The 24724-nt window shown below is 46.7% G+C and carries 30 protein-coding genes and 2 tRNA genes; 8 read left to right on the top strand and 24 right to left on the bottom strand.

Going from position 1 to position 24724, the window contains the following annotated elements:
* Positions 1–4 precede the first annotated feature (4 nt).
* From RS24_RS09380 to gloB, 4 genes are read right to left on the bottom strand one after another with little or no spacing between them, the layout of a single operon-like run.
* Entirely contained in the window at positions 5–841 is an 837-nt protein-coding gene (locus tag RS24_RS09380; protein ID WP_021777970.1) for an aminotransferase class IV, read from the bottom strand.
* A gap of 2 nt (positions 842–843) precedes the next feature.
* Positions 844–1461, bottom strand: a complete 618-nt coding sequence (locus RS24_RS09375; protein WP_021777969.1) for an anthranilate synthase component II — start codon at positions 1459–1461, stop codon at positions 844–846.
* Positions 1458–2915 (bottom strand): aminodeoxychorismate synthase component I, encoded by a 1458-nt coding sequence (gene pabB / locus RS24_RS09370; RefSeq protein WP_021777968.1) that lies wholly within the window; start codon positions 2913–2915, stop codon positions 1458–1460. Before pabB ends, RS24_RS09375 begins: the two co-directional genes overlap by 4 nt.
* Positions 2916–2959: 44 nt before the next feature.
* Positions 2960–3730, bottom strand: coding sequence for a hydroxyacylglutathione hydrolase (gloB, locus tag RS24_RS09365; RefSeq protein ID WP_038301049.1), 771 nt, complete (start codon positions 3728–3730; stop codon positions 2960–2962).
* A 74-nt stretch (positions 3731–3804) separates the two neighbouring features.
* Between gloB and RS24_RS09360 the strand changes: the two genes are divergently transcribed.
* Positions 3805–4539 (top strand): class I SAM-dependent methyltransferase, encoded by a 735-nt coding sequence (locus tag RS24_RS09360; RefSeq protein WP_021777966.1) that lies wholly within the window; start codon positions 3805–3807, stop codon positions 4537–4539.
* Between the two features lie 2 nt (positions 4540–4541).
* Here RS24_RS09360 and metW read toward each other — a convergent pair whose 3' ends face one another.
* Both metW and metX read right to left on the bottom strand, forming a co-directional pair.
* A complete protein-coding gene (gene metW, locus RS24_RS09355) occupies positions 4542–5189 on the bottom strand; it encodes a methionine biosynthesis protein MetW (RefSeq protein WP_021777965.1) in 648 nt (215 codons plus the stop codon).
* Positions 5186–6346 (bottom strand): homoserine O-acetyltransferase MetX, encoded by a 1161-nt coding sequence (gene metX, locus RS24_RS09350; protein WP_021777964.1) that lies wholly within the window; start codon positions 6344–6346, stop codon positions 5186–5188. Before metX ends, metW begins: the two co-directional genes overlap by 4 nt.
* A gap of 108 nt (positions 6347–6454) precedes the next feature.
* Between metX and RS24_RS09345 the strand changes: the two genes are divergently transcribed.
* Genes RS24_RS09345 through RS24_RS09335 form a run of 3 tightly spaced genes read left to right on the top strand, consistent with a single transcriptional unit; the run spans position 6455 to position 9235 of the window.
* Complete coding sequence (locus RS24_RS09345) at positions 6455–7222, top strand: chorismate mutase (RefSeq protein WP_021777963.1); 768 nt, start codon at positions 6455–6457, stop codon at positions 7220–7222.
* Complete coding sequence (gene hisC / locus RS24_RS09340) at positions 7222–8319, top strand: histidinol-phosphate transaminase (RefSeq protein ID WP_021777962.1); 1098 nt, start codon at positions 7222–7224, stop codon at positions 8317–8319. Before RS24_RS09345 ends, hisC begins: the two co-directional genes overlap by 1 nt.
* Positions 8312–9235 (top strand): prephenate/arogenate dehydrogenase family protein, encoded by a 924-nt coding sequence (locus RS24_RS09335; protein ID WP_021777961.1) that lies wholly within the window; start codon positions 8312–8314, stop codon positions 9233–9235. Before hisC ends, RS24_RS09335 begins: the two co-directional genes overlap by 8 nt.
* Before the next feature lie 3 nt (positions 9236–9238).
* Here RS24_RS09335 and RS24_RS09330 read toward each other — a convergent pair whose 3' ends face one another.
* Genes RS24_RS09330 through argH form a run of 7 tightly spaced genes read right to left on the bottom strand, consistent with a single transcriptional unit; the run spans position 9239 to position 15270 of the window.
* The gene (locus RS24_RS09330; protein ID WP_021777960.1) at positions 9239–10222 is read right to left on the bottom strand and encodes a DUF2125 domain-containing protein; all 984 of its coding nucleotides are present in this window, start codon (positions 10220–10222) and stop codon (positions 9239–9241) included.
* Positions 10222–10851 (bottom strand): YdcF family protein, encoded by a 630-nt coding sequence (locus tag RS24_RS09325; protein ID WP_021777959.1) that lies wholly within the window; start codon positions 10849–10851, stop codon positions 10222–10224. The genes RS24_RS09330 and RS24_RS09325 overlap by 1 nt, the downstream gene beginning before the upstream one ends.
* Before the next feature lie 18 nt (positions 10852–10869).
* Positions 10870–11718, bottom strand: a complete 849-nt coding sequence (locus RS24_RS09320; RefSeq protein ID WP_021777958.1) for a cell division protein FtsX — start codon at positions 11716–11718, stop codon at positions 10870–10872.
* A complete protein-coding gene (ftsE, locus tag RS24_RS09315) occupies positions 11718–12386 on the bottom strand; it encodes a cell division ATP-binding protein FtsE (protein ID WP_021777957.1) in 669 nt (222 codons plus the stop codon). Before ftsE ends, RS24_RS09320 begins: the two co-directional genes overlap by 1 nt.
* 45 nt (positions 12387–12431) lie before the next feature.
* Positions 12432–13700, bottom strand: coding sequence for a diaminopimelate decarboxylase (gene lysA, locus RS24_RS09310; RefSeq protein ID WP_021777956.1), 1269 nt, complete (start codon positions 13698–13700; stop codon positions 12432–12434).
* 12 nt (positions 13701–13712) lie between these two features.
* Positions 13713–13850 carry an LPS translocon maturation chaperone LptM gene (gene lptM / locus RS24_RS09900; RefSeq protein WP_021777955.1) on the bottom strand — a complete coding sequence of 46 codons (138 nt, stop codon included), beginning with the start codon at positions 13848–13850 and terminating at the stop codon, positions 13713–13715.
* Positions 13851–13884: 34 nt separating this feature from the next.
* Positions 13885–15270 (bottom strand): argininosuccinate lyase, encoded by a 1386-nt coding sequence (gene argH / locus RS24_RS09305; RefSeq protein ID WP_021777954.1) that lies wholly within the window; start codon positions 15268–15270, stop codon positions 13885–13887.
* A 30-nt stretch (positions 15271–15300) separates the two neighbouring features.
* On the opposite strand from argH, the gene RS24_RS09300 reads away from it, so the two are divergent.
* Positions 15301–15978, top strand: a complete 678-nt coding sequence (locus RS24_RS09300) for a TlpA family protein disulfide reductase (RefSeq protein WP_021777953.1) — start codon at positions 15301–15303, stop codon at positions 15976–15978.
* On the opposite strand, the gene RS24_RS09295 is transcribed toward RS24_RS09300, so the two are convergent.
* The 7 genes from RS24_RS09295 to gluQRS all read right to left on the bottom strand — a co-directional run bounded on the left by RS24_RS09295 (position 15975) and on the right by gluQRS (position 21096).
* Positions 15975–16850: a 3-hydroxybutyryl-CoA dehydrogenase gene (locus RS24_RS09295; RefSeq protein ID WP_021777952.1), complete on the bottom strand. Its 876-nt coding sequence runs from the start codon at positions 16848–16850 to the stop codon at positions 15975–15977. The genes RS24_RS09300 and RS24_RS09295 overlap by 4 nt on opposite strands.
* Positions 16851–16892: 42 nt before the next feature.
* Positions 16893–17828, bottom strand: a complete 936-nt coding sequence (locus tag RS24_RS09290) for an electron transfer flavoprotein subunit alpha/FixB family protein (protein WP_021777951.1) — start codon at positions 17826–17828, stop codon at positions 16893–16895.
* Complete coding sequence (locus RS24_RS09285; protein WP_021777950.1) at positions 17825–18577, bottom strand: electron transfer flavoprotein subunit beta/FixA family protein; 753 nt, start codon at positions 18575–18577, stop codon at positions 17825–17827. Before RS24_RS09285 ends, RS24_RS09290 begins: the two co-directional genes overlap by 4 nt.
* Positions 18578–18729: 152 nt before the next feature.
* A complete protein-coding gene (locus tag RS24_RS09280) occupies positions 18730–19320 on the bottom strand; it encodes a cob(I)yrinic acid a,c-diamide adenosyltransferase (RefSeq protein WP_021777949.1) in 591 nt (196 codons plus the stop codon).
* A 67-nt stretch (positions 19321–19387) separates the two neighbouring features.
* Complete coding sequence (locus tag RS24_RS09830) at positions 19388–19942, bottom strand: acyloxyacyl hydrolase (RefSeq protein ID WP_051295640.1); 555 nt, start codon at positions 19940–19942, stop codon at positions 19388–19390.
* Positions 19943–20006: 64 nt separating this feature from the next.
* A complete protein-coding gene (locus RS24_RS09270) occupies positions 20007–20192 on the bottom strand; it encodes a twin transmembrane helix small protein (RefSeq protein WP_038301022.1) in 186 nt (61 codons plus the stop codon).
* 16 nt (positions 20193–20208) lie between these two features.
* Positions 20209–21096, bottom strand: coding sequence for a tRNA glutamyl-Q(34) synthetase GluQRS (gene gluQRS / locus RS24_RS09265; protein ID WP_021777946.1), 888 nt, complete (start codon positions 21094–21096; stop codon positions 20209–20211).
* A gap of 191 nt (positions 21097–21287) precedes the next feature.
* Here gluQRS and RS24_RS09260 point away from each other — a divergent pair, with 191 nt between their 5' ends.
* Complete coding sequence (locus tag RS24_RS09260) at positions 21288–21881, top strand: HNH endonuclease (RefSeq protein ID WP_051295642.1); 594 nt, start codon at positions 21288–21290, stop codon at positions 21879–21881.
* Here RS24_RS09260 and RS24_RS09255 read toward each other — a convergent pair whose 3' ends face one another.
* Both RS24_RS09255 and RS24_RS09825 read right to left on the bottom strand, forming a co-directional pair.
* Positions 21882–22427 (bottom strand): demethoxyubiquinone hydroxylase family protein, encoded by a 546-nt coding sequence (locus RS24_RS09255; protein WP_021777944.1) that lies wholly within the window; start codon positions 22425–22427, stop codon positions 21882–21884. It abuts the gene before it with no gap.
* Positions 22424–23416, bottom strand: coding sequence for a disulfide bond formation protein B (locus RS24_RS09825; RefSeq protein WP_021777943.1), 993 nt, complete (start codon positions 23414–23416; stop codon positions 22424–22426). Before RS24_RS09825 ends, RS24_RS09255 begins: the two co-directional genes overlap by 4 nt.
* Before the next feature lie 156 nt (positions 23417–23572).
* Between RS24_RS09825 and RS24_RS09245 the strand changes: the two genes are divergently transcribed.
* Positions 23573–23659, top strand: a tRNA-Leu gene (locus tag RS24_RS09245).
* A 154-nt stretch (positions 23660–23813) separates the two neighbouring features.
* Positions 23814–24128, top strand: a complete 315-nt coding sequence (locus RS24_RS09240; RefSeq protein WP_021777942.1) for a hypothetical protein — start codon at positions 23814–23816, stop codon at positions 24126–24128.
* Positions 24129–24150: 22 nt separating this feature from the next.
* On the opposite strand, the gene RS24_RS09235 is transcribed toward RS24_RS09240, so the two are convergent.
* Both RS24_RS09235 and RS24_RS09230 read right to left on the bottom strand, forming a co-directional pair.
* Positions 24151–24333 carry a hypothetical protein gene (locus RS24_RS09235; RefSeq protein ID WP_021777941.1) on the bottom strand — a complete coding sequence of 61 codons (183 nt, stop codon included), beginning with the start codon at positions 24331–24333 and terminating at the stop codon, positions 24151–24153.
* 293 nt (positions 24334–24626) lie between these two features.
* Positions 24627–24703 (bottom strand) — tRNA-Arg (locus tag RS24_RS09230).
* Positions 24704–24724: the final 21 nt, after the last annotated feature.

The following is a 24724-nucleotide window of genomic DNA, read 5'->3' as shown; positions in this document are numbered from 1 at the left end:
GGACTCACCCCGACTTATGAATTTCAGAAATCGCCTGCATTGCGGGCGATTTTTCTTTTGGCACGCCATTAATTTCTATCACCGGCACTGCACCGGTTAGGCTATTACAGATAAATAAATGGTCTGCCTCATGAACCTGCGCCAGTGTCAGACTTTCTTCTATTATCGGCACCCCATCAAGTTTGCTCATATTCAATATTTCCCCACGCACAATGCCATCCAAAGCCCCGTCACTTATTAGTGGTGTGACCCATCTATTGTTTTCAAAAACAAAAATATTTGCTGCGGCTGCACAAGACACATGCCCTTTTTCATTGAGCAACAAGGCTTCATCCGCACCTGCTTGGACTGCTTCTTTTCGAGCCAGAATATTATCCATATAGGAAAGTGATTTAATCCGGCTTGTGAGGTTTTTTGAAGGGCGGCATAGGGTGCTGACGTGCAGAGATACTGACTTTGGCGGTGGCGGGCATGGGGCGGCTGTTAACAACCAGTTTGGTTTCTCATCCGGACTGATGGAAAGACCGCGTCCGCCATTTCCGCGACTGACGGAGAGCCGCAACACAAAAGACTGCGACTGATCATTATTATTTTCAAAGAGCATGTGCTTAATGAGATGCTGGCAGGCGGCAAGAATATCATTGGCAGCATAGGGAATGTCTATCTCAACGAGGTTAAGCGCCGTGGTTAAGCGTTGCCAGTGTTGATTAAAAAATACCACAGCCACATCTGTTTTGCCGGTTGCATGGAGGGTTTCAAAAACGCCATCTCCGAGCAAAAACCCTCTATCTGAAGAAGAAATTTTGCTGGTATCTTCGAAACTGCCGTTAAGCCATATCATCTCTATCCTGCCTTAATCATTTCCGGCATTTCATCTGATTGAAAAGTATTATGTAGGATGCCTGCGCAGGTGAAAAAATTAGACAGCAGCTGATGTCCGTTTTGCGTTAAAATACTCTCGGGATGGAATTGATAGCCGTAAACCCTATCGTCATCATTTGCCAGCGCCATCACGAGCTTATCTTGTGTATGAGCAATTTCAGTCAACCCTTCAGGTGTCCGCGTGACGCAAAGCGCATGATAACGTGCCGCTTCGAATGGCATGGGGAGATTGTCGAACAAAGCATGTTTCTTGTGATAAATGTAATCAGATACACCATGACGAGGACGTGGGGCGCGGTCAACTGTACCGCCATAAGCTACCGCAATTGCTTGATGTCCCAGACATACACCAAGTATAGGAATCGTGCCACGAAAATGGCGCACAAGTTCGATGCTAATACCTGCTTTTTCGGGTGTGGCAGGGCCGGGTGAAATGATAATGGCCTCAGGGTTAAGTTGCTGAATGGCGGCTATGTCAACCGAGTCATGACGCACAACCACACGGTCAAGGCCAAGCTCTCCAATATAGCGTGCCAGCGTATGTACAAAACTGTCATAATTATCAATCAGTAAAATCATGATGATATTTTCTCGACGTCTCGTGTTTTAATTTCAACACCGATGGCTGTAATAAGTCCCCGGGCTTTATCGAGTGTTTCAAGATATTCTGCTTCGGGTTGACTATCTGCGACAATACCGCCACCCACTTGAAAGGTTATTTTCTTGTCACGTATGACAGCGGTTCTGATGAGAATGTTCATATCCATAGCACCATCAAAACCGATATACCCTAACGCGCCTGTGTAAGGCCCACGCGTGTTATTCTCAAGTTCAGCGATAATCTCCATAGCACGGATTTTAGGGGCGCCGGATATAGAGCCGCCAGGGAAACATGCTTCAAGTAAATCCGGTGGCGACATACCACTACGAAGCTGGCCTGAAATAATAGATACCAGATGGTGGACTGTCTCAAAGGTCTCAAGCTCGCATAGGGCTGAGACCTTCATACTGCCGTCTTCGCATACTCGCGATAGATCATTGCGGAGAAGGTCAACAATCATCACATTCTCCGCTCTATCCTTCTGACTGGTTTTAAGGTCTTCGAGCAATGCCATGTCAGTTTTCGGATCTCCACTGCGGGGGCGTGTACCTTTAATTGGGCGCGTTTCCACGCGTTGATGTTTGCATTCCAGAAATCTTTCAGGTGAGGCTGACGCCAGCACCCAGTTGCCAAAATTGGCATATCCGGCAAAAGGCCCTGGTGAGATGTGCCGGAGTCGGGCGTAATAGGTCAGCGGCGTGTCATCTGAAGCAATATGCCCGCTAAATCTGTGGGACAAACTCGCTTGAAAAATATCGCCCGCATGAATGTAATCAATGACTTTTTGCACCCTCGATTTAAAAATAGAGGCCTCTATATCGGCATTTATGTAACCATCCATTTTGCCGGATGCTGGGAAATGTGCAGCAGGTACCTTGGGTAGACCATGCAGGGTTTTTTTTAAGTTTTCAATTTTGAGGCGGGCGAGATTACTACGTTCTGCCGCGCCATGGGCCGGAAAACCTGTAGAGAAAACAAAACAACGATGTTTCTGATGGTCGAAGCCAAGCACGAGGTCGTAATAGCCAACAGCCATATCAGGAAGCCGAGTATCATCAACAGCATAGGGTGGGAGATGCGGTGGCAGTTTTTCAAGACTTTGCGCCAAATCATAACCGAACAGCCCCGCCGCGCCGCCTTTAAAAGGGGGAGAGTCGGGCCAGTGTGCTTCAAGCCCAGCCCAGTCCTCTTGCCATTGTGCCAGCTTGGTTTTTAGTTGAGTGAAAGGGTTATCATGTGGATTTTTGAGTGTCAGTGTCTCAAATGGGTCGTGCATGATAAAACTATACCGCCCGGCGGGGTGGCATGTGTCGGCAGAATCTAACCAGATTGCGTAGGGTGTTTCGGCAACTACTGAGAAATAGGCCAGCGGGTCAACCCAAGGGAGTTCCTCGGCAATCGCGCCGCTTACCATGATATGTGTCTCAACCATTATGCCTCGGTGGTGATGTTATCGAATGACATGACACTGAGCCCCTAATAATTATCTTTAAGGGTGCGTATCTCGGCAAAGACATCGACGATATTTGCACCGGCCATGCCCAGATGGTTTTGAATGGCTGGGTCCCCTGCACGCAAAAATGGATTGGTGGCGAGTTCAACCGCAATACTGGCGGGTACAGTGGGTTTGTCTGCAGAACGAAGAGCCTTTATATCCGCAATGCGCTCTGTCAGATTTTGGTTATCAGGATCAATTGTCTCGGCAAAACGTGCATTCGCCTCAGTATATTCATGTGCGCAATAAATCAGTGTTTCAGGTGGGAGATTGGCGATTTTTTTGAGGGACGACCACATTTGTTGTGGTGTGCCTTCAAACAGACGTCCGCATCCGAGCATGAATAAAGTATCTCCGACAAAGGCACAGCTACTTTCGAAAAAATAATAGGCAATGTGACCTTTGGTATGCCCGCCTACATTAAGTATCCTTATCTGCTCACTGCCCAGAGAAATCATGTCACCATCGTCAAGGGCCTCGTCTAAACCGGGGATTTTATCGGCCTCTCCAGCTGGGCCGAAAATTTTGCATCCGGTTTTTTCTTTCAATTCCAAATTACCGCCAACATGGTCATAATGATGATGCGTGTTGAAAATTGCGGTAAGCTCCCATCTTCTGTCTGCTAATGTTGCAAGCAGAGGGGCTGCATCGGGCGTATCAATACTGGCGGTTTCGCCGCTGGACACATGGTGTACCAAATATCCATAATTATCACTCAGACAGGGGATTTGGACGACTTCAATTTCTTGCATCATATTTTCACTTTCTGAGAATTAATTTAGCCTGTCTATGAGTAATTTGCTATTTGTTCTGCTAAGTTATTTACATGCGCTTTGACATTCTGGATTTAAAAGAATTTTACGCGGGGAAAATCGGGCAGCTTGCGCTTGAATTATTATCCGAGCGGCTTGTTGAGAGCTGGCCATCGCTGAAAGATCAGCGACTCTGTACGATAGGTTATGGCCTGCCCTATATTGAACGTAATTGGCCTGGGGACAATGCGACGGCCTTTATGCCAGCCACTATGGGTGTTGTACCCTGGCCTGAAGGTAGGGAAAACAAAACGGCGTTGGTTAATGAGGTGCATCTACCCTTGGCCGATAATTCGGTTGATTGTGTTTTGATTATTCACGCATTGGAAATGACATACGACCCTGAAACGATGATGCATGAATTATGGCGCGTATTGGTGCCTGGTGGGCGTGTGCTTATTGTGGTGCCGTCCCGCAGTGGTATCTGGGCTCGCCGTGATATTACCCCATGGGGCAGTGGGCGTCCTTTCAGCCGCCGTCAGTTAAGGCATTTATTGCGTGATGCTGGTTTCTCTCCCTTGACTTGGTCAGCGTGTCTAGCGGCACCGCCTATCCGCTGGATCCCAATGACGCGTATTGCCAAACTGATTGAACGTCCAATGCGCCGGGTTTTGCCGCAATTATGTGGTTTGAATATTGTTGAAGCCCAAAAGCTGGTCTATGCCCCTGTTAATCGTGCCAGAACCCGCTCATTTGTGTTGAAACCGGTATCACGTCCGGCGCTTATTCCGCGAATGGACAAGTTTTAAAGTCACGTCTGCGTATCAGAGGAGACAATAAACAAGCCTTGTTCAGCGATTAAGTTCATTAGGGGGCCAGCAGAACTTTCTACATGTTTGACTTTATCATTCGAAAGAATGAAGCTTTTTTCGATTTTCAAATCCAGCTCATCGCAAAGGCTAATAAAATCCTCAATCGTGCAGAGATGAATGTTCGGCGTATTATACCATTGAGCATTCAGTGTGGATGTGACAGGCATCCGGCCTTTAAACATGAGATAAAATCGCACGCGCCAATTGGCAAAATTCGGGAAGGACACAATGAGCTTTTTGCCAATTCGTGCTAATTCCTTAAGCACTGAGTCAGGACGCTGCGTGGCCTGCAGCGTTTGACTTAAAATGGCATAGTCAAACCCGTTATCCGGGAAATGCTTAAGATCTCTATCTGCATCGCCCTGAACGACCGATAATCCGCGTGCCACGCAAGCATTCACACCTGCCTGAGATATTTCAACACCTCTACCGTCAATATTTTTTTCTAATTTCAGAAGGTCGAGCAAATCGCCTTCCCCGCAGCCAATATCCAGCACACGCGACTCGCGCGGGATGAGATCGCAAATAAGTTGTAAATCCTTACGGTCTGAAACGCTTGATGATGCAGTTGCTTTGCCCTTACTCATAACAGCCCTCGGTCTTTGGCAACAGAACTGAGAAAACCATTTAATGTTTTAAACATTTCTGGCTCATCGAGTAGAAACGCATCATGCCCTTTATCGCTTTCTATTTCGACAAAACTGACATTTGCACCTGCGGCATTTAACGCGCGTACAACATGAATACTTTCAGACGTCGGAAACAGCCAGTCACTGGTGAAGGACACAACGCAGAAGCGCGTGTCGGAATTGGTAAATGCCTCGGCAAGCTTTCCGTTATGTTCTGCCGCAATGTCAAAATAATCCATGGCGCGGGTGATGTAGAGATAACTATTGGCGTCAAAGCGTTCCACAAAAGTGAAACCCTGATGGCGCAGGTAACTCTCAATTTGGAAATCAGCTTCAAAACCATAGCTTAGCGCGTCACGGTCTTGGAGATTACGTCCAAATTTCCGCGTCAAAGCTGTTTCTGACAAATAGGTGATATGTGCCGCCATGCGTGCCACTGCCAGACCTTTGCGCGGTTGTGTTTTCTCCGCATGATAGTCGCCGCCATGCCAATCAATATCCGCCATTATGGCCTGCCGCCCAACCTCGTGAAATGCAATATTTTGGGCTGAATGACGTGCAGAACCAGCAATGGGAATTGCGCTAAATACTTTTTCAGGGAATGAATTGGCCCATTCCAGCACTTGCATCCCGCCCATTGATCCACCTATGACCGTCAAGAGCGAGTCGATGCCTAGTGCTTCGAGCAATTTTTCCTGTGCGCGCACCATATCTGTAATGGTGATAACCGGAAAATCCAGTCCGTATGGTTTGCCTGTCTCAGGATTAATACTCGCAGGACCGGTAGAACCACTGCATCCACCAATTACATTACTGCAAATAATGAAATATTTTTCTGGATCTAAGGGCTTGCCAGGTCCAATCATGGTGTTCCACCAGCCTGGGCGTTGGGTCATCGGGTTGTCACCAGCCGCAAATTGATCACCAGTAAGGGCGTGGCAAATTAAAATCGTATTAGATTTGTCCGCATTCAGCTTGCCCCAACTGCAATAGGCTACAGAAAACGGTTGCAAGCTCTCGCCGCTCACTAATTGCAGGGCAGAGTCGAAAACATGAACTTTGCTTTCGCCTGTAATAGACCCTTCATCTGACTTATCTGACTGTATTTCCTGCATAATTACCCGTAAATGACGCGAACTGTTAAAAATGTCAATCTATGCTTTGATTTTAAGTATTTACGCTATTATGACTACCATTCTTAGGTACATGTTGGATAGAACAAGATGACTGAAGACACAGGACAGAAAATGCTCAGCCTAGAAGATATTCGTGAGCAGATAGATAAAACAGATAAAGCTATTTTGGAATTGCTGGCGCAACGTTCCCGGCTCGTGTCTTCTGTTGCTGAAGCGAAGGCGCAATCTGGTGATAGCCGCATATTGCGTCCTGCTCGTGAAATCGTTCAGATGCGGCGTTTTCTGACTTGGTTTAAGGAATGTGAGTTGGATATGCCGGTATCCGGTTTTTCGGCTATATGGCGCGAAATTATTGCAGCCTCGGTTAGTCAGCAGACACCTCTGCAAGTCCTGCATTTGTCTGAGACGCTCACGACTGCGCGTGAAAGATTTGGTAATGCCGCAGAATATAAGCTGATTGATAATCCAAATGATGCGCTTGGAGAACTCGATGCAAATGCCAATACCATCGCCGTATTGCCGTTGGAAAATACGAATTGGTGGGAAAACTTGCCCGAAGGTGTGACGGTTTTTGCTGCCTTGCCCTATTTAAGTCAGGCGCGCAAAGCAGACATCAAATCACTTTGTGTCGGTTGTATTGCTATTGAGCCGTCGGGTGAGGATGTGACGTTGCTAAGTTGCCCGATAGAGGGGTTTCCGGCGGATAGTAAAGACGCGCATATTCTGACAAGTTCTGACACGCATCACCTCATTATGGTTGAAGGGTTTATGAATACCGATAGGATTGGTGAGGTGGTAGGTAGTTTTGGAAGTCTTGAAATTATGGACTCGCTTTTGGTCGGAGAGAAAAGCTGATGACAGGCCCGCAACCCAGAAACGGGATTATGGACTTACCGCCCTATGTTGGCGGTAAAGAGTCTCTGCCCGGACAAGAAAAAATATTTAAACTCTCGGCGAATGAAAACCCGCTTGGCGCAAGTCCCAATGCGTTAGAAGCCTACCGCATGGCTGGAGAAAATCTGGAGATTTATCCTGACGGGCATAGTGTGGCTCTGCGAGAGGCACTCGCTAAGGCACACAAGTTGGATGTCAACAAAATTGTTTGCGGTTTTGGTTCTGATGAGCTGTTGCAAATTATGGCGACTGCTTATTTACAACCCGGCGATGAAGCTATTCATACCGAACATGGTTTTCTTGTCTATAAGCTTGCCAGTCTGGCAACGGGTGCACGACCTGTAAGTGTGGCTGAAACTAATCTGACGGCAGATGTAGATGCCATTCTAGATGCTGTGAACGATAAGACTAAAATTGTTTTCTTGGCTAACCCTAATAATCCGACTGGTACAATGATTTCAGCTTCGGAAGTACGCCGCCTGCATGCCGGGTTACAGGAAAATATGCTTCTGGTTTTGGATGGTGCTTACGCCGAATATGTCCTTACAACTGATTATGAAGATGGATTTGCGCTTGTCGAAGAAACGCAGAATGTCGTAACGACACGCACCTTTTCCAAAATTTACGGTTTGGCGGCACTTCGTCTGGGATGGGCCTATTGTCCCGCACCGATTGCGGCGGTGATTAATCGCCTGCGGGGGCCGTTTAATGTGTCTACGCCAGCTCAAGTGGCAGGTATTGCGGCGATAGAAGACCAAGCGCATGTGCAAGCCTCCATCAAGCATAATGATGAATGGCGTGACCGGCTTTTCCAGCAGATAAGTGGGGCAGGGTTCGAGGTTTTACCAAGTCATGCCAATTTCTTGCTTATTAAATTTGATCCGGAAAATGGGTTGAGCGCGGCACAAGCAGAGCAAAAACTCAATGAGCGCGGGCTTATTTTGCGTGGATTGACAGCCTATGGGCTGCCGGATGCGCTGAGGTTGACGATTGGCACTGAAGAAGCCAATCAGCTGGTTATTGAGGTATTTCAGGAGATGGCTGGAAATAATGGATAAGCCTCACATCACTCTTATCGGCATGGGCCTAATCGGGTCGTCAATCGGGCATGCGCTCAAGCGTGTTGACTTGGCGGCGCATATAACAGGTTATGCGCGCAGCGCGGAAACACGCGAGAAAGCCCTGAATATTGGTTTTGTTGACAGTATAGCGGACAGCCTAAAAGGGGCTGTAGCTGATGCAGATATTGTATTTTTAAATGTACCTGTCGGGATGATAGCCGAAATTGTCAGAGATATGGCGCCATCATTAAAGCCCGGCGCGATTGTAACAGATGTCGGATCGGTGAAGAAATCAGTCATGGATGCTGTGCATGAGCATCTTACTGAAAATACGACCTTTGTGCCTGCACACCCGATTGCTGGAACGGAGCTTTCCGGGCCTGAGGCTGGTTTTGCCGAATTGTTTGATAACCGTTGGTGTATCCTCACACCTGATTCTGAAACTGATAAACAAGCTGTGCAGACCATTTCGGATTTATGGCGTGCCATGGGGTCGGATGTGGAAATCATGGATGCCGATCACCATGATCTTGTGCTGGCGATTACCAGCCATGTGCCGCATTTAATTGCGTTTAATATTGTTGGCACGGCTGCAGATTTGGAAGCTGTGACACAAAGCGAAGTGATTAAATATAGTGCCGGCGGATTTAGGGACTTTACCCGCATCGCGGCATCTGACCCTGTGATGTGGCGTGATGTGTTTATGAATAATGGCGAGGCTGTGCTGGAAATGCTTGCCCGTTTTAGTGAGGATCTCACAAGCTTGCAACGTGCGATTAGATGGAAAGATGGCGAGGCGTTGGAGAAACTTTTTTCACGCACACGCGATATTCGCCGCAGTATTATCGAAGCTGGTCAAGATACTGACGACGTGAATTTTGGGCGGACTGAATCGCCGCATAAAACAGATTAAGTTTTAAAGTTTAGGTGCTGGGCCAATGTCAATTGGCCCGAAAAATGTCCGCCCGCGTTTAAAGGCAAGTGTCAAAGGGAACGTGTCAGTGTCTGATGTACTTTCTTTTGTAGGGTTAGTCTTTAGCTGAAGCGCGAAAGATAAGAGGGCGGTTTGATCCGATGTCAAAATACCGCGGGTGTTTAAAATTTTCAAAACTGATGTCATGTTCTTAAAGTTTAAATTGAGCGTGCCGTCGAGATATCCTTTGTTACTCCGTCCGAGCTGACCGTCCGCCTGAATGGCGAGTAATTCACCGGATGGTAGATTAATATCCAGTACCATATTATTGAGTGTGATGTTGTCACTTGCGTCAGGCGTTTTAGGGAACTGTGTTTCCACAATCGTCTTTTTTAAACTCAGGATATTTTGATCATTAGTTTTGGCAAAAATGAGATTGCCTGCATTAAACAGCATACGCGTTTGATTGGTTTCAGTCGGAAGGCTGTAAAATTGTATCTGGTCGGATGATATATTCGTTCCTTCAACAAAAACCGGACGAACTTGAATATGGGGGTTTTGCAGGTCAACAGATATCCGCGCATCAGCAAAATAATCATCGCCGTCTTTGCTCATGACATGGCTGGCCTGCATTGCATCTCCGGTGAGGGTAAGTTGATCGCCGGATTTCCCTTGAAACTGCAAACTTCCCTCTGCCCAGATAATTGTATGATTAAAGTCGTAAAACATCCGCACGGCGGTCAGTTTTTCGCCTGATAGATTTCCCTGTGGTAGCTGGATGCTATAATTCTCTAAAATCACCCGAAACTGGCTGGGAAAACCACGCACAGAGATGTTGTTGAAACTGATGTCAGGGCTTTCATATAGTGATTTCTTAATCTTTGCGGCTCCTAAATACCAGAAGCCTGAAGCTGTGAGTGCAAGCGCCAGCAAAGCCAAATAAGGCCAGAGGACGGCAAGTTTCGTTTTTATAGGGATGCCAGACATCAGGATAACACCATATGATCCCCGGTTAGATCGAACAGAGAGAGTAAATATCGCACATATTCGCCGAGCAAAAGGCCAAGCGTGCCGGGATAACGCCACCATGATTGTATTTGTACGCCCGGTGCGTTGACAGCATAGGGGTGAATTAAGACGTTAGGAATTACGCGCCGAAGCTCTATTAAACTGCGCGGGATGTGATGCGTGCTTGTCACCATTATGATGGATCGATACCCATGAGTCCGCACCCACATAGCGGTCTCTCCGGCATTGCCTACTGTATTCGTGGCGCGGTAATCAAGATCAACACAACAAGAAATCCTGGCTGGGTCAAATTCGGCAAAGCTTAAAATCCTATCCATATCGGCAGATTTGTGAACACCCGAAACCAATGCGCGTTTTGCATAGCCTTCACCCAGTAAAGCAAGTCCTTGGCGGATACGTTCATCGGACATGCCTGTTAAAATTACTATTCCATCAGCCGTGGGTTTTTCAGGTGCGTTCATTGCATCATGGCGTCTGCCTTGCGCGAATAATAAGAAACTAACAATGAACAATATTGTTAAGCCAAAAGCGAAATAGAGAAGCGCACTTAACCAGAGTCTGTCTTCTTGAGGTTTGTCAAGTTTCATAACGAAGTCTCATCGAATTCACAGCGCTTTCGCCAGCGTGCGAATAACAAAATTTCTGATAATCAGCCATGTCATTAAAATAGAAAGAACAGGGACGCCTAAAAGTAGAAGATAAAATTGTATATCTTCCATATCTGTCATCAGTGTGAAGAACATATGAAAAATACCTGCGGCGGCGGCATAGCCAATCGCGCAAGAAAGCAGAGAAAGTGTCAGAAATTGCCTTTCGAACTGACGCGAAATGAATTTATCTCTTGCACCAATAAGATGCAGAACCTCAACAGTCTCTTTATTTGTACCGAGGCCAGCGCGGGTAGCAAATATGATAACTGTTGCCGTCGCAATCGTTACGAGAATCAAAATCAACCCTGCAAGTAATCTCAGGGTTTGAACACCACGTTCAAGATTCTGTCGCCACCGCCCATGTGTGTCGAGTTTTGCGCCTGGCGCAACTGCCGTTAATTCGATGCGGAGTCCTTTTTCGTTAAATCTCTGTTCAGGGTTAAGCGTGACATCAATCATAATCGGGATGGGCAAGTCGGCGGTCACATTACCTGTGCCAAGCCATGGTTCGAGTAGTCCTACTAATTTTTCTTCTGGAATAATTTCGTAAGTTTCAATACCGCGCGTTCTTTTAAGGACGCGCTCAACCGCCTGAAGCTGGTCTCCTGATGTTAGACTCTTTGTATCGGTAATTTGCACCGTCACAGCACCGGTAGCTTGTGTCAGCCAATTATGAGCAGCTTTATTGACGGTTAAAACGGCGCCAAGGGCAAGACAGGCCAAAAAGCACATGGTTGCTGTTACTGCGCCAAGTGCAGGTCCTGCAACAGAATTGCGGGGTAATATTTGGGAGTTGCCAGCCATTAATAATCCCCATAGGTGGAGACAAGACTGCCTTGTTCCAGATGTAAGCGTGGATAGGGCGATCCTTCCCATAATTGCTTATCATGTGTTGCAATTATAATAGTCGTGCCTTGCTTATTTAATTCAGCAAATAGGCGCATCAGGCGCATGCCGATTTCTGTATCCACATTCCCGGTTGGCTCATCCGCGATAATTACATTGGGACGCCCGACGACGGCGCGGGCAATTGCGGCACGTTGTTGCTCCCCACCGGATAGAGTTGTGGGAAATGCGTTAACTCGGTCGCCAAGACCAACCCAATTCATCAATTCCAAAATATTACTGCGGTATTGAGTTTCCTTGATATTGCAAACCCGCAAGGGTAGTGACACATTTTCGTAGAGCGTTAAATGATCCAGCAGGCGAAATTCTTGAAAGACCACACCAATTCGTCGGCGAATTTCGGGTAATGCCGCACGAGGTAAGCTGGCAGAGTCCTGGTTAAACAGAAACACCTTTCCACCACTGGGTTTTCCCGCAAGGAAAATCAGTTTGAGTAAGGATGTTTTACCTGCGCCTGAAGAACCGGTAAGAAAGTGAAACGATCCGGGTTTGAGTTCAAAGTTTATGTCCTGCAAAACGTCCGTATTGTTATCGTAACGCAGAGATACATTTTCAAACCGAATCAAACCTGCCTCCACATTTCATGACTCCGTTTCCTATATTCTTTAGGCTCAAGCCTTTTTGAGCCAGTCAGGAACTTTTTCAAGGGCTAATATATCATCATATTGCGGGCGGGCTCTGATAATTTCAAATTTTTCATTATCAACCAAAACTTCTGGTGCGCTTAATCGGGTATTATAGCTAGAGCCAAGTGACGCGCTATAAGCACCGCAGGTAAAAATGGCAAGCAAATCTCCTTTTTGCGGTTCAGGCAGGCTTCTCTCAGAGCCTAAAAAATCCCCGGTTTCACATACTGGCCCAACAACATCCCAAACGTCTTGAACATTGCCGTTCGTAATGACAGGTTGAATATCATGATATGCCCCGTAAAGCGTCGGGCGCATTAATTCTGTCATGGCAGCATCGACGATAATAAAGTTTTTAGCTTCCCCTTTTTTTGTTCTGATAACTGAGGTCACCAGAATACCTGCATTGCCCGCAATGAGCCGCCCAGGTTCAAGAAAAATTCGGCATCCACTATCGCCGAAAATCTCGTCAATTAAATTGGCGTAATCTTCTGGTGAAGGTGGGGGAGCGTCTTCGGGTCCATAGGGAATACCCAACCCGCCGCCTAAATCTAGCGTTGTAATATTGTGTCCGGCATCTGTCAGTTTTTCGAGCAGATCGGCTACTTTAGTAAAAGCATTTCTGAAGGGCGTTAACTCGGTAATTTGACTGCCAATATGAATATCAATGCCGACAATCTCCAGGCCGGGGAGTGTTGCGGCTTTTGCATAGCTGGCCTCTGCTTCGTCCCAGGCAATGCCAAATTTATTTTCAGCCTTGCCGGTAGAAATTTTCTCGTGCGTTCCCGCATCAATATCAGGATTAACACGGAGTGAAATCCGCGCTGTCTTACCTTGCTTGGTTGCAACCTCAGAAAGCTGTTCAAGCTCAGCGCGGCTTTCGACATTAAATTGTGCAATGTCGGCATTGAGCGCATAGGTCATCTCAGCTTCGGTTTTGCCAACACCAGAAAAAACGATTTTCCCGGCGGGAATGCCAGACAGCAAAGCGCGTCTCAATTCCCCCTCGGAGACCACATCCGCGCCAGAACCCAAATCAGCAAGTGTTGCGATAACACCAAGATTGGAATTGGCTTTCACAGAATAGCAAATAGTGACTTCATTTTGCGCAAAAGCATCTTTGAGCCGGGTGTAATGCTGCCTGAGTGTTGCTGTGGAATAGCAGTAAAAAGGCGTGCCAATGTGTTCAGCTAATGCTGTCACATCTACATTTTCTGCAAAAAGCCTGTCCTCGCGCCTGTTGAAATGATGCATGGATTGGGTATCCTATTGTGACTCGTTTATGATGTTATCGACCATATTTGCCTGCGTGGGTAAATATAAATCGCCTTTAACACCACAGGCAGACAGGAAAAGCGCGCTACCAGTCATCAGATATATAAATCGTCGTGCAAAATACGTCATATAATTACTGTCCAAACTTAATCTTGCTCTTCATCTAAGCTTTATTTAGTTTCTCGAGCCATAGTTGTGCAGCAGCTTTGACATTTTCAGGCGCCGTGCCGCCATGGCTGGTTCGGCTGGCAACGGAACTATTTATGCTCAACACATCAAAAATATCCGCGGTGATACGGGTGTCAACTTCCTGCATGCTTTCAAGTGATAGCTCATCCAGTCTGCAAGCTTTTGTCTCGGCGAGTTGGACAATCTGACCTGTGATATGATGCGCCTCACGGAAGGGCACATTTCCGACCCTTACCAGCCAATCCGCAAGATCTGTTGCCGTTGAAAAACCTTCTTGCGCTCTGCTGGCCATGGCCTCGGCGTTGATTTCCATGACTTGCATCATGCCGGACATCGCCGCGAGGCAAAGTGATAGATTATCAAGCGCTTCAAACGTACCTTTCTTATCTTCCTGCATATCTTTCGAATAAGCGAGGGGTAGACCCTTCATAACTACCAGCAGTGCGGTCAGATGACCGATAAGATTTCCGGTTTTGGCTCTGATTAGTTCAGCCGCGTCAGGGTTACGTTTTTGCGGCATGATGGACGAGCCAGTTGAAAACGCATCCGGTAAAATAAAAAACCCGAAAGGCGAAGAAGCAAAAACAACAATTTCCTCGGCAAGCCGCGATAGATGCGTCATACAAATCGCGCCAGCGGACAGCGTTTCCAGAACAAAGTCTCTGTCTGATACACTGTCTATGGAATTATCCGTAGGTTTATCAAAACCTAGTGTCTTTGCTGTCTGATGCCGGTCAATAGGGAAAGATGTTCCTGCCAGCGCCGCCGCACCGAGAGGGGATTGATTTAATCTGGCCCGTGCATCCTGCAATCTGCCTATGTCGCGTTCCAGCATTTCGACATAGGCAAGCAAATGGTGCCCGTAAGAAACTGGCTGGGCAATTTGTAGATGCGTAAAGCCCGGCATGAGCGTTTCTGCATGGTTCAGCGCAGTTTGCGCGAGAATGGTTTGCAGGTTTTGAATTTGTTGGTGCAGATGATCAATTGTATCTCTGATATAGAGTTTGAAATCAGTCGCGACCTGATCATTTCTGGATCTGGCAGTATGCAATCTGCCCCCAGCCGGGCCGATAATATCAGACAGCCGCGCCTCAATATTCATATGAATATCCTCAAGAGCTCTTGAAAAGGTAAATGTGCCGTCAGAAATTTCTTTCTCTATCTGGTTTAGACCGTTTAAGATGGCCTTGCCGTCTTCTTGAGACAAGATGCCGGTATCCATGAGCATTTGGCAATGCGCCATGGATCCTGCAACATCTTGATGTGCAAGTTGCTTGTCAAATCCGATGGAAGCATTTATTTCTTCCATAATATCATCGGGCCCGTCACCAAACCGACCGCCCCACATTTTTTGGCTCATAATAAACTCCTAAGGGAAGCATATAGAAACATGACAAAACCGACATCAAAAATAAGACTTTTGCCAATAATTATCGTTATTGCATTCCTAAGCGGCGTTGCGGCTTTCTACATGACCACCCCCCCCTCTGGCAACCCTGATGATACAGTATCAGGGCAAGAAGATAAGGTTTCCAGCACCGGCATTGCAGACACGCGCTATGCAAGCTACGCGACGGGTAATTTAAAGAAAATGGTGTTCCACAAAACACCTAAAATTCATAAAGAATTGTCATTCATAAATGCGGCAGGAGAAAGCGTAGGGCTGGATGTATTTGCAGGCAATTATGTGGTGTTGAATTTCTGGGCAACATGGTGCGTACCATGTCGAGAGGAAATGCCTTCGCTTGATGCGCTTCAAAAACATTTTAACGGTCAACCACTTAAAGTCGTAGCGCTGAGTACAGACCGAGGTAGCGCTGATAAGCCGAAAAAATTTCTCAAGGAATTGAATATTACGGAGCTGGCATTTTTCCATGATCCGAAAAGCCAGGCAGCACGGGATACAGGGCTTTTTGGCCTGCCAACAACGTTGCTACTCGATATGCAGGGACGTGAAATAGGCAGGCTCTCAGGGGAAGCAGTTTGGGATGCGGAGGAAGTAAAAGTGTTTCTTGAAGCGTTAATATCGGGTGATTTAGCAATGAATGTCGAGGCATCTAAGCCTTAGCGTGTTGCAACCGGACTTTCACCTGAATAATCATAGAATCCTTTATCGGTCTTGACACCCAACCAGCCCGCTTCGACGTATTTGGTCAGGAGAGGACATGGGCGATATTTGCTGTCACCAAGCCCCTCATAAAGCACTTGCATGATGCTGAGACATGTATCAAGCCCGATAAAATCGGCAAGTTGTAATGGGCCCATTGGATGATTCGCACCCAGTTTCATGGCCTTGTCGATACTGTCGACTGTGCCAACACCCTCATAGAGTGCAAACACGGCTTCATTAATCATAGGCAGGAGCACACGGTTGACGATAAAGGCAGGAAAGTCTTCGGATACCGCAGAAGTTTTACCAATCCGTTCCACAAGCGCATTGCAACTTTCATAGGTTTCGTCCGATGTGGCAATGCCTCGGATTATCTCAACAAGTTGCATCACCGGCACCGGATTCATGAAATGCATGCCGATAAACTTTTCTGGTCTATCCGTTGCTGAAGCCAACCGCGTGATGGAAATTGATGATGTGTTGGAAGCGATAATCGTATCAGGGCCTATTACGGCGCAGACTTCTTTTAGGATAGATACTTTTAGTTCTTCATTTTCAGTTGCCGCTTCAATAACCATATCCACATCTGCGATATTGTTGAGGCTGGCAGCAATATGAATTTGCCCAAGCGCTTTTTCTCTTTCCGCTTCTGTAATTTTGCTTTTTGCGGCCTGACGATTGAGATTGCCGGTTATAGATGCGATGCCGGCTTCTATCCGATCGACAGATATGTCGTTGAGTAAAACATCGTATCCGGCTAAGGCAAAGACATGTGCAATGCCACTCCCCATTTGTCCAGCACCGATGATTGCAACCCTTTGGATGCTCATAAAATTCCCCCTATGGGCGATCCGTGAAAAGATGCTTTGATGTTAGGCGTTTCCTAGGGCGCTGTCCAGTTCAGGCACGGCGGTGAAAAGGTCTGCTACAAGACCATAATCCGCGACTTGGAAAATCGGCGCTTCTTCATCTTTATTAATGGCAACGATGACTTTCGAGTCCTTCATGCCTGCCAGATGCTGAATGGCACCAGAAATGCCGACGGCAATATACAGTTCAGGGGCAACCACTTTACCTGTTTGCCCGACTTGATAGTCATTGGGAACAAAACCGGCATCCACTGCCGCGCGAGACGCACCAACAGCGGCCCCCAGCTTATCGGCAACGCTTTCTAAAATTGTAAAATTATCACCAGATTGCATGCCACGTCCGCCAGAAATAACGATTTTGGCAGAAGTCAATTCGGGACGGTCAGAAACGGTCAGCTCTTCGCCTACATATTCAGAAATGCCCTTATCGCCAGTGCTGGTTAAATCTTCAATGCTGGCCGAACCCCCTTCACCAATTAACGGGAAGGCTGTGGCGCGCACAGTCATGATTTTTGTAGGGCTAGAAACTTTAACCGTCTGAATGGCATTACCCGCATAAATCGGACGCTCAAATGTGTTCGCGTCAATAACGGCGGTGATGTCAGAAAGCTGAGGCATATCCAGAAGTGCGGCAATGCGCGGCATGAAGTTTTTGCCATTCGTTGTTGCTGCTGTAATAATCGCGCTATAGCCATCCGCAAGACTCACGACGAGATCCGCAAGCGGCTCGGCCAGCAATTTTGCAAAGGCCGCATCATCAGCTTTCAGTACTTTGGCGACACCATCAATATTTGCTGCATCAGCAACAGCGTCCGCACAGTTTTCACCGGCGACAAGCAGATGTACCTCATTGCCGAGGGCTATTGCGGCTGAAAGAGCTTTTTTGGTTGCGTCTGCAATGGTCTGGTTATCATGTTCTGCAATTACGAGAGTGTTCATGACAGGACTCCTGCTTCATTTTTCAGTTTATCAACTAATTCCTGAATGGTTTCGACTTTAACCCCGGCTTCCCGCACGGGTGGTTCAGCGACTTTAACGATTTCCAGCTGAGGGGCGACATCAACGCCGAAATCTTCTGGTGTTTTCTCATCAATAGGCTTCTTTTTGGCTTTCATAATATTCGGTAATGATGCGTATCGTGGCTCGTTCAGGCGCAAATCTGTCGTTACAATAGCCGGGAGGTTGAGTTTGATCGTTTGGAGACCACCATCAATCTCACGGGTCACGCCAATATTTCCAGCTTCGGGTTTGATTTCAGAAGCGAAAGTCCCTTGTGGCCAGCCCAATAATGCAGCCAGCATCTGGCCGGTCTGATTATTGTCACCGTCAATCGCTTGCTTTCCAAGGATTACAAGATCTGGGCTTTCAGCTTCCACGACACCTTTTAGCAGTTTGGCAATGGCGAGAGGTTCCACCTCAACATCTGTTTGGATGAGGATACCTCTATCGGCGCCCATAGCTAGAGCTGTTCTGATTGTCTCTTGCGCTTGTGCAGGGCCAATAGAAACGGCGATTACTTCGGTAGCTGTACCTGCTTCTTGAAGGCGGACAGCCTCTTCAACAGCAATTTCACAAAATGGGTTTATTGACATTTTGACATTCGCCAAATCAACACCAGTTTGATCGGGTTTGACGCGAATCTTCACATTGTAGTCAACGACACGTTTGACGGGCACTAAGATTTTCATCGTAAAGTCCTTAATTTTCAATTTCAGGTTCAAATACAAACCTGACACTTTATTTAATGCGGAAAATAGCCATCTGGCGTAAAACCGTCAATTATTACATTTATGAGCAACCGCGACGAATTGGCCTAGTTAAAAAGACCAAAAAACTGCTTTTAAGCGCCTCTCGTTGCGCCTGGTTGCCACAAAACATCTGCCGAACCGTTATTATTTGCTACCCGTCCAGCAACGAAGAGAAGATCTGACGCACGGTTTATATACCTTTTGGTAACCTCATTGATTTCGTCTGCGTTCCTTTCATCCGAAAGTCTTATCAGATTACGCTCTGCACGCCGTATGATTGTTCGTGCGAGATGCAAAAAAGCTGCAGCCGGTTCTCCGCCTGGCAGGACAAAGGATGTTAGCGGGGTCAGATCAGCATTCAGTAGGTCTATTTCTTGCTCAATACGCGTCACTTGCTCAGGGAGAATGCGGAGAGCCTGAAAAGAGCTATTCTTATCCTCTTCAGTATTTGGCGTAGCCAAATCTGCACCCAGGTCAAATAAGTCGTTCTGCAGACGCGCTAAAATGTCGTCTAGTGTTGTCCCTTTTGTATGTAACCGCGCTAAGCCTATTGCGGCATTGGCTTCGTCAACCGCGCCGTAACTTTCAATTCTTAAATCATATTTTACGCGACGAGAGCCATCCGCAAGGGCTGTGGTTCCGTCATCCCCAGTTCGGGTATAAATTTTGTTTAAGGTAACCATTTTGACCTTCAAAAATGTCTTAAATGATTTAACAGTGACAGGCGTTTTATAGCAAGATTATAATATTTTAGTATCTTCGGCTGACTCTAATCCCAGCATTCGTTAATCCGTCATTCTCGTCACACAAACTTGCATTGGACATGTGGGAAACAGTAGCCATAAGGCTGTATTGGGAACTGAGACGCCATCCAAATGAGAGGCTTTCTCTGAAGTTTAAAGGACACCCATAAGCGCGGTGAGCTTCACGATTGCCAGCTAGGGGTGTATCGGGGTCTTCTTCACCGTCATGAATGGCGCCACCAAGAAAAATCTCGGTAAAAAATCTTTCTGAAAAATCATATTGCCACGCCATGCCACCATAAAGTTGGTTTGTATCATTGTCAGTGTTTATGGTTGCGCCAATTACCGGGTGAGGAGACCACGGGAGGCTCTTGAGTTTTGTGGCAAATAAAACTTCAAGGTTAATGCTGATACTGTCTTCAATTGGGTTGGACTCTACATCCTGCTGCATGATACCGAAAGTAAAGCTATCTATTCCAGAGTTTAAAGCTTTTGTTTCTGCAGAAACAGGCTGAGAAATAAGGGAAAGAGCTATAAAAAGTCCAAGAGCAAAGAAAGGCATTTTAGACACCGTGTTAGAATTATTATGCATATACTAGGTATTTATCGCTTTTAGGCAAGCTTAATTAATTACTCAAATAGACGCCACACATGACAACAATAATTGTGAAAAGCTGAAGTCCGACGCGCCACCGCATCAAGCGTTGAGAGGTATTTGGACTCCCATTTCTGAGCATATTTGCCAGACCAGCAAGTAACACGAGGCTCACAGCCACCAAACCAGCTGGAATAAGATAGTTGAAAATCGTCACTGTCGTATCCTTTTTTTTATCCCGTAAGTGGGGGTAGGCACTCGCCAATAAGTTGCTCCGGTCCATACCCCTGGTCTCGGTAATAATCAATACCTATATCACCGGCGCGCTTTGACAAGCGGCGACCATCTGCTTCCCGAACAAGCTCATGGTGATAATACTCTGGTTCAGGATATTCCAGCAAGATTTGCAAAATACGATGAATATGGGTCGCTCCCTGTAAATCCATCCCACGCGTGACCAAAGAAATGTCTTGGGCGGCGTCATCCACAACAACACTTAGATGATAGCTGGTCGGTATATCTTTACGCGCAAGAATAACATCACCATAGAGGCCAGGGTTGATGTCAACATTTTCTTGTTGAGAGGCTTCAAAATAACTAAGAACCCCGTTTTTCTGTCTGGCAATTGCGGCAGCTTTTTCGCTGTCCAGCCGCCATGCATAATTGCCGCCTTCCCACATCATGGCGTCTCTTTTTGAGGGAGAAATATCTTTGTATAAGCCTGGATAAATCGCCGCCCCATCTGGATCTACAGGCCATGCTTCACGACCACCTTGTTGGGTATTGATGTAATCCCGAATATCTGCCCGGCTTGCCCAGCACGGGTAGACAACCTCCATCTCTCTCAGCCGGTTGAGTGCTGTCTTGTAAATATCAAAGCGACTGGATTGAATCATCACAGGGGTTGGCCATGAAAGTCCCAGCCAAGCTAAATCTTCATAAATGGCATCGATGAAATGCTGTCGCCGCCGCCCCAAATCAATATCTTCAATACGCAGAATAAATCGACCTGACCCGGCGAGTTTATGAGCCATTAATGCCGAATAAGCATGTCCGAGATGCAACCTGCCGTTCGGGCTCGGGGCAAATCGGGTGATATGAGCCGTGTCTTGCGTTGTCATCCAGACACTATATAGGGCGCACAAAACCAGGCAAATTACAAAATGGGTGGAAATTTTGCATTTTGTTTGAAATTTGTAAGAATAATGACATGTTTGTTAAGTCTTCTATAATCATAAGGAGACATTGATTCGTCTTCAGTCTTACGACATCGGTCATACAAAGAGGGAGTTTTAAGGTTATGCAGCGCTTGATGGATAGAAAGTCCCTGACTTTTCTCACTTCCGATCACAGTCGTTTTCAAAATCCAGAAAGTTGTCCTGCACTGGTTCTCAATGCAGATTACCGCCCCCTAAGCTATTACCCACTCTCACTTTGGGCATGGCAGGATACACTTAAAGCCGTGTTTCTCGATCGGGTGAATATTGTTTCCGAATACGAAACCAAAGTTCACTCCCCAACGACAGCCATAAGCTTGCCGAGCGTTGTTTCGCTTAAAAACTATGTAAAGCCGCCGCAATATCCGGCCTTTACGAGATTTAATGTCTTTTTACGCGATGGCTTTGCTTGTCAATATTGCGGTTCAGATCAGGATTTAACATTTGATCATGTTGTGCCGCGCCGGGTTGGTGGGCAAACCACATGGGAAAATGTTGTTGCAGCTTGCTCGCCATGTAATCTCAAAAAGGGTGGGCGGCTTTGCAAAGAAGCTTCAATGTTCCCGAAGCAAAAACCACGCCAGCCAACCGTTTATGAATTGCACGATATTGGCAGGCGGTTTCCGCCAAACTTTCTGCACGAAAGTTGGCAAGATTATCTCTATTGGGATAGTGAGCTTCAGCCGTAGTTAAATTTTTTCAGAAATTTTAATTGCTGAGCGACAGCCAAAACGTATCAAGGATCTCAAGACTTCATATCCTTTCATATCTTCAGCGCCATGTTCGATTGCGGTATGACGATGCTCGGCTTCATCTGCGCGAAACTCTTTAATCATGTCACATAGCTCGGTTTCGTCGCCGGTTCTTTCAAGCTCTTCAATCTGATCGGCGTAATGGGTGTCGATGACTTCCTCAACAGCCGCAGTGCAAGCCATGGCTGCTTTTTCACCCATCAGAGCTGTCACAGCGCCAAGGGTAAATCCAGCCGCATCCCATAATGGTGCGAGGACCGTAGGACGTATGTTATTTTCTAGGATGAGCTTGTCAAAGCTGTCCATGTGCGTTTGCTCTTGTTCAGCCATATGTTTGACGAGTTCTGCGATTTGCGCTTTCGAGTCGGCTTTACCAAATACAGCCAGTTGTCCGCGATAAATACTGACAGCGCCATGCTCACCGGCATGATCGACGCGGATCATTTGTTCTGTTTTGCTGGATTTAGATGTTGCCATATTCATGATGTTTCCTGACTCCTATATAAAATAGGAAAACCAGCCAGCAAAGCAAGGCCCAGACTTGCTAGCATATTATATCCCGCCAGAGACAAACCAAATAACCGCCATGGGGCTTCACTGCATGAAGGGGGCGCACCCTTTTCAAGCGATAAAATCAGCTCTTCAATATTTGTGACTTCGAAAGTGTTGCCCGCACATGAGGCAGGTCCGGGCCAGTAGCCCCACTCAATGCCTGCGTGATAACCCCCATAGGCTGAATTGGCTAAGAATATGAGCGTCAGAGCGATAAAGCTGACGGTTGAGAGGCTTGGTTTTTTTGTTGCTGACAAAGCGGCCAAAAGCCCGAGTGGCATAGCCAGATAAAAAGCAATACGCTGATTAAGGCACAGCGGACACGGGGCGAGCCCTATAAGATGTTCAAAAGCGAAAACAACCGCGAGGATACCAAAACTACCTAGGCTGATCATAATGCCACGGCGCAAAGGTTGAAATAACCAAAGGCGAAGATCGACCATTAAAGCAGCCGTCACCCCATAAAATCTTATGGCGCGTCCGACAATACAGGCCACCAAAAAACTTATCGGTTCCATAGCGACAACGCCGCTTGCAATGGTGGCAACTTTAAAAGGAACAAAGCTGATGGCACTGATAATCACAATCCAGAACCCCCAGTCGGCATAAAAACCGGTGAATTTTTCAAATGCGGCTTGGGCGCTATAAGCTCCCAGAATTGGCGTCCCAATAAACTCAAAAAGATAACGCCCGATGATATAACCGAGAATGGCGCCCAAAACAGAGGCGAGTGTGCAGATAAAAGCGTAAGACCATGCGCGTGATTTATCAGCCAGCACCATAGGCGCGAGCATCACATCCGGTGGCACAGGAAAGAACGAGCTTTCAATGAATGAAATACCTGCCAAAGCCCATTTGGCGTAAGCGTGGTTGGCTAGAGACCGACACCATTCATAGAGCCTTTTCATCGTCTGTCGCATGCCCAGAACCTAATCATTTATCAAGGATTTGCAAAGATAATTTAGAGAATTGAGGGTGTGAGAAGGGATGATTTTATCGAGAAAATAATGGGGGCAGGGCATCTGAAAGTGATTCTGGACGTGAAGAAACTTTCTGTTATATTGCACGCCTGCACGGCCCTCGTGGCGGAATTGGTAGACGCGACGGATTCAAAATCCGTTGCCTTCACGGGCGTGCCAGTTCGAGTCTGGCCGAGGGCACCATTTTAATATTGAAGCCATAAATCCGGTTTTAAATGTCTAAAGTGGATAAAAATCATGATAAGCGCCAGATTTGGCGATTAATTTACGCATAATCCTAATATTTAATAGTTCCTTAATCTAATTGGCCTATATTAGTTACCAGATAGGTACAGTTATGCGTCGATTCATTTTGTTTTTTATTCTTGCACTATATTTCCCACAATCCGTTATTGCTGGGGGTATAACTTTTGTCGGTACGGCAACAACGCATTGCGAATTATGGTCAGATGATAAAAATGATGATGGCAGACGCTATTGCCGGCGTCGCGCCGTGACACCCTCCTCAAAACCTTCTCTGTGCAGATTAAAAGACAAGTCCAAAAAAGATGGTCTCTGGAATTGTGTTTATAAACGCGCTGGGTGGAAACTGATGGATAAGAAAATGACCATGGAACCTGGTTTTAACTGTCCCGGTACGGTCAAGTGCTGACCTTTTTTCCGTCTTATAGCTCTTACTTTTGTGGCGTCTCCAGCTTTTTGTAGAATGGTTTTGTTACAGCAATCATTGTCTCTTTAAAGAAATAGAAAAATCCCAAAAATACGCCACACACCCCTAATCCGATAAATGCTTGCACCCAAGGTGTAAGTTGAGTGTATTTATTGAGTAAGTCGGCTGAAAATTTGTAGTCGTCCATTGCGGCCTCTGCTTGAAGTTAAAACAAACGTCACCAACGCTTTCGCACTGGTGCCGGGGTGTTCAAAAGTCATGCAGACATGACCGCAGCGCTTTTACCGCGAGCGGTTGTTTTATAACGCCGCCACCCCGACAAGATAGTCGAGGTGACAGTTTGATATCGGCAGATGTCACCGCTGCCGGTCTGCAAGAGGTTTTGAAGCCCCGGAGCTTGCCATTGACTAGCCCTTAATCAGAATTATCACGCATCATGTATACTGGTCAATTTTTGGGAAGTTTAGCCCACTTTAACGTTGGTGATCCCGGCAGGATTCGAACCTGCGACCCCCAGATTAGGAATCTGGTGCTCTATCCTACTGAGCTACGGGACCTGACGCTTATTTTTCACAAAT

Source organism: Candidatus Micropelagos thuwalensis (assembly GCF_000469155.1).
Lineage (GTDB): Bacteria > Pseudomonadota > Alphaproteobacteria > RS24 > RS24 > Micropelagius > Micropelagius thuwalensis.
This window is presented reverse-complemented; position numbering and strand designations above follow the sequence as displayed.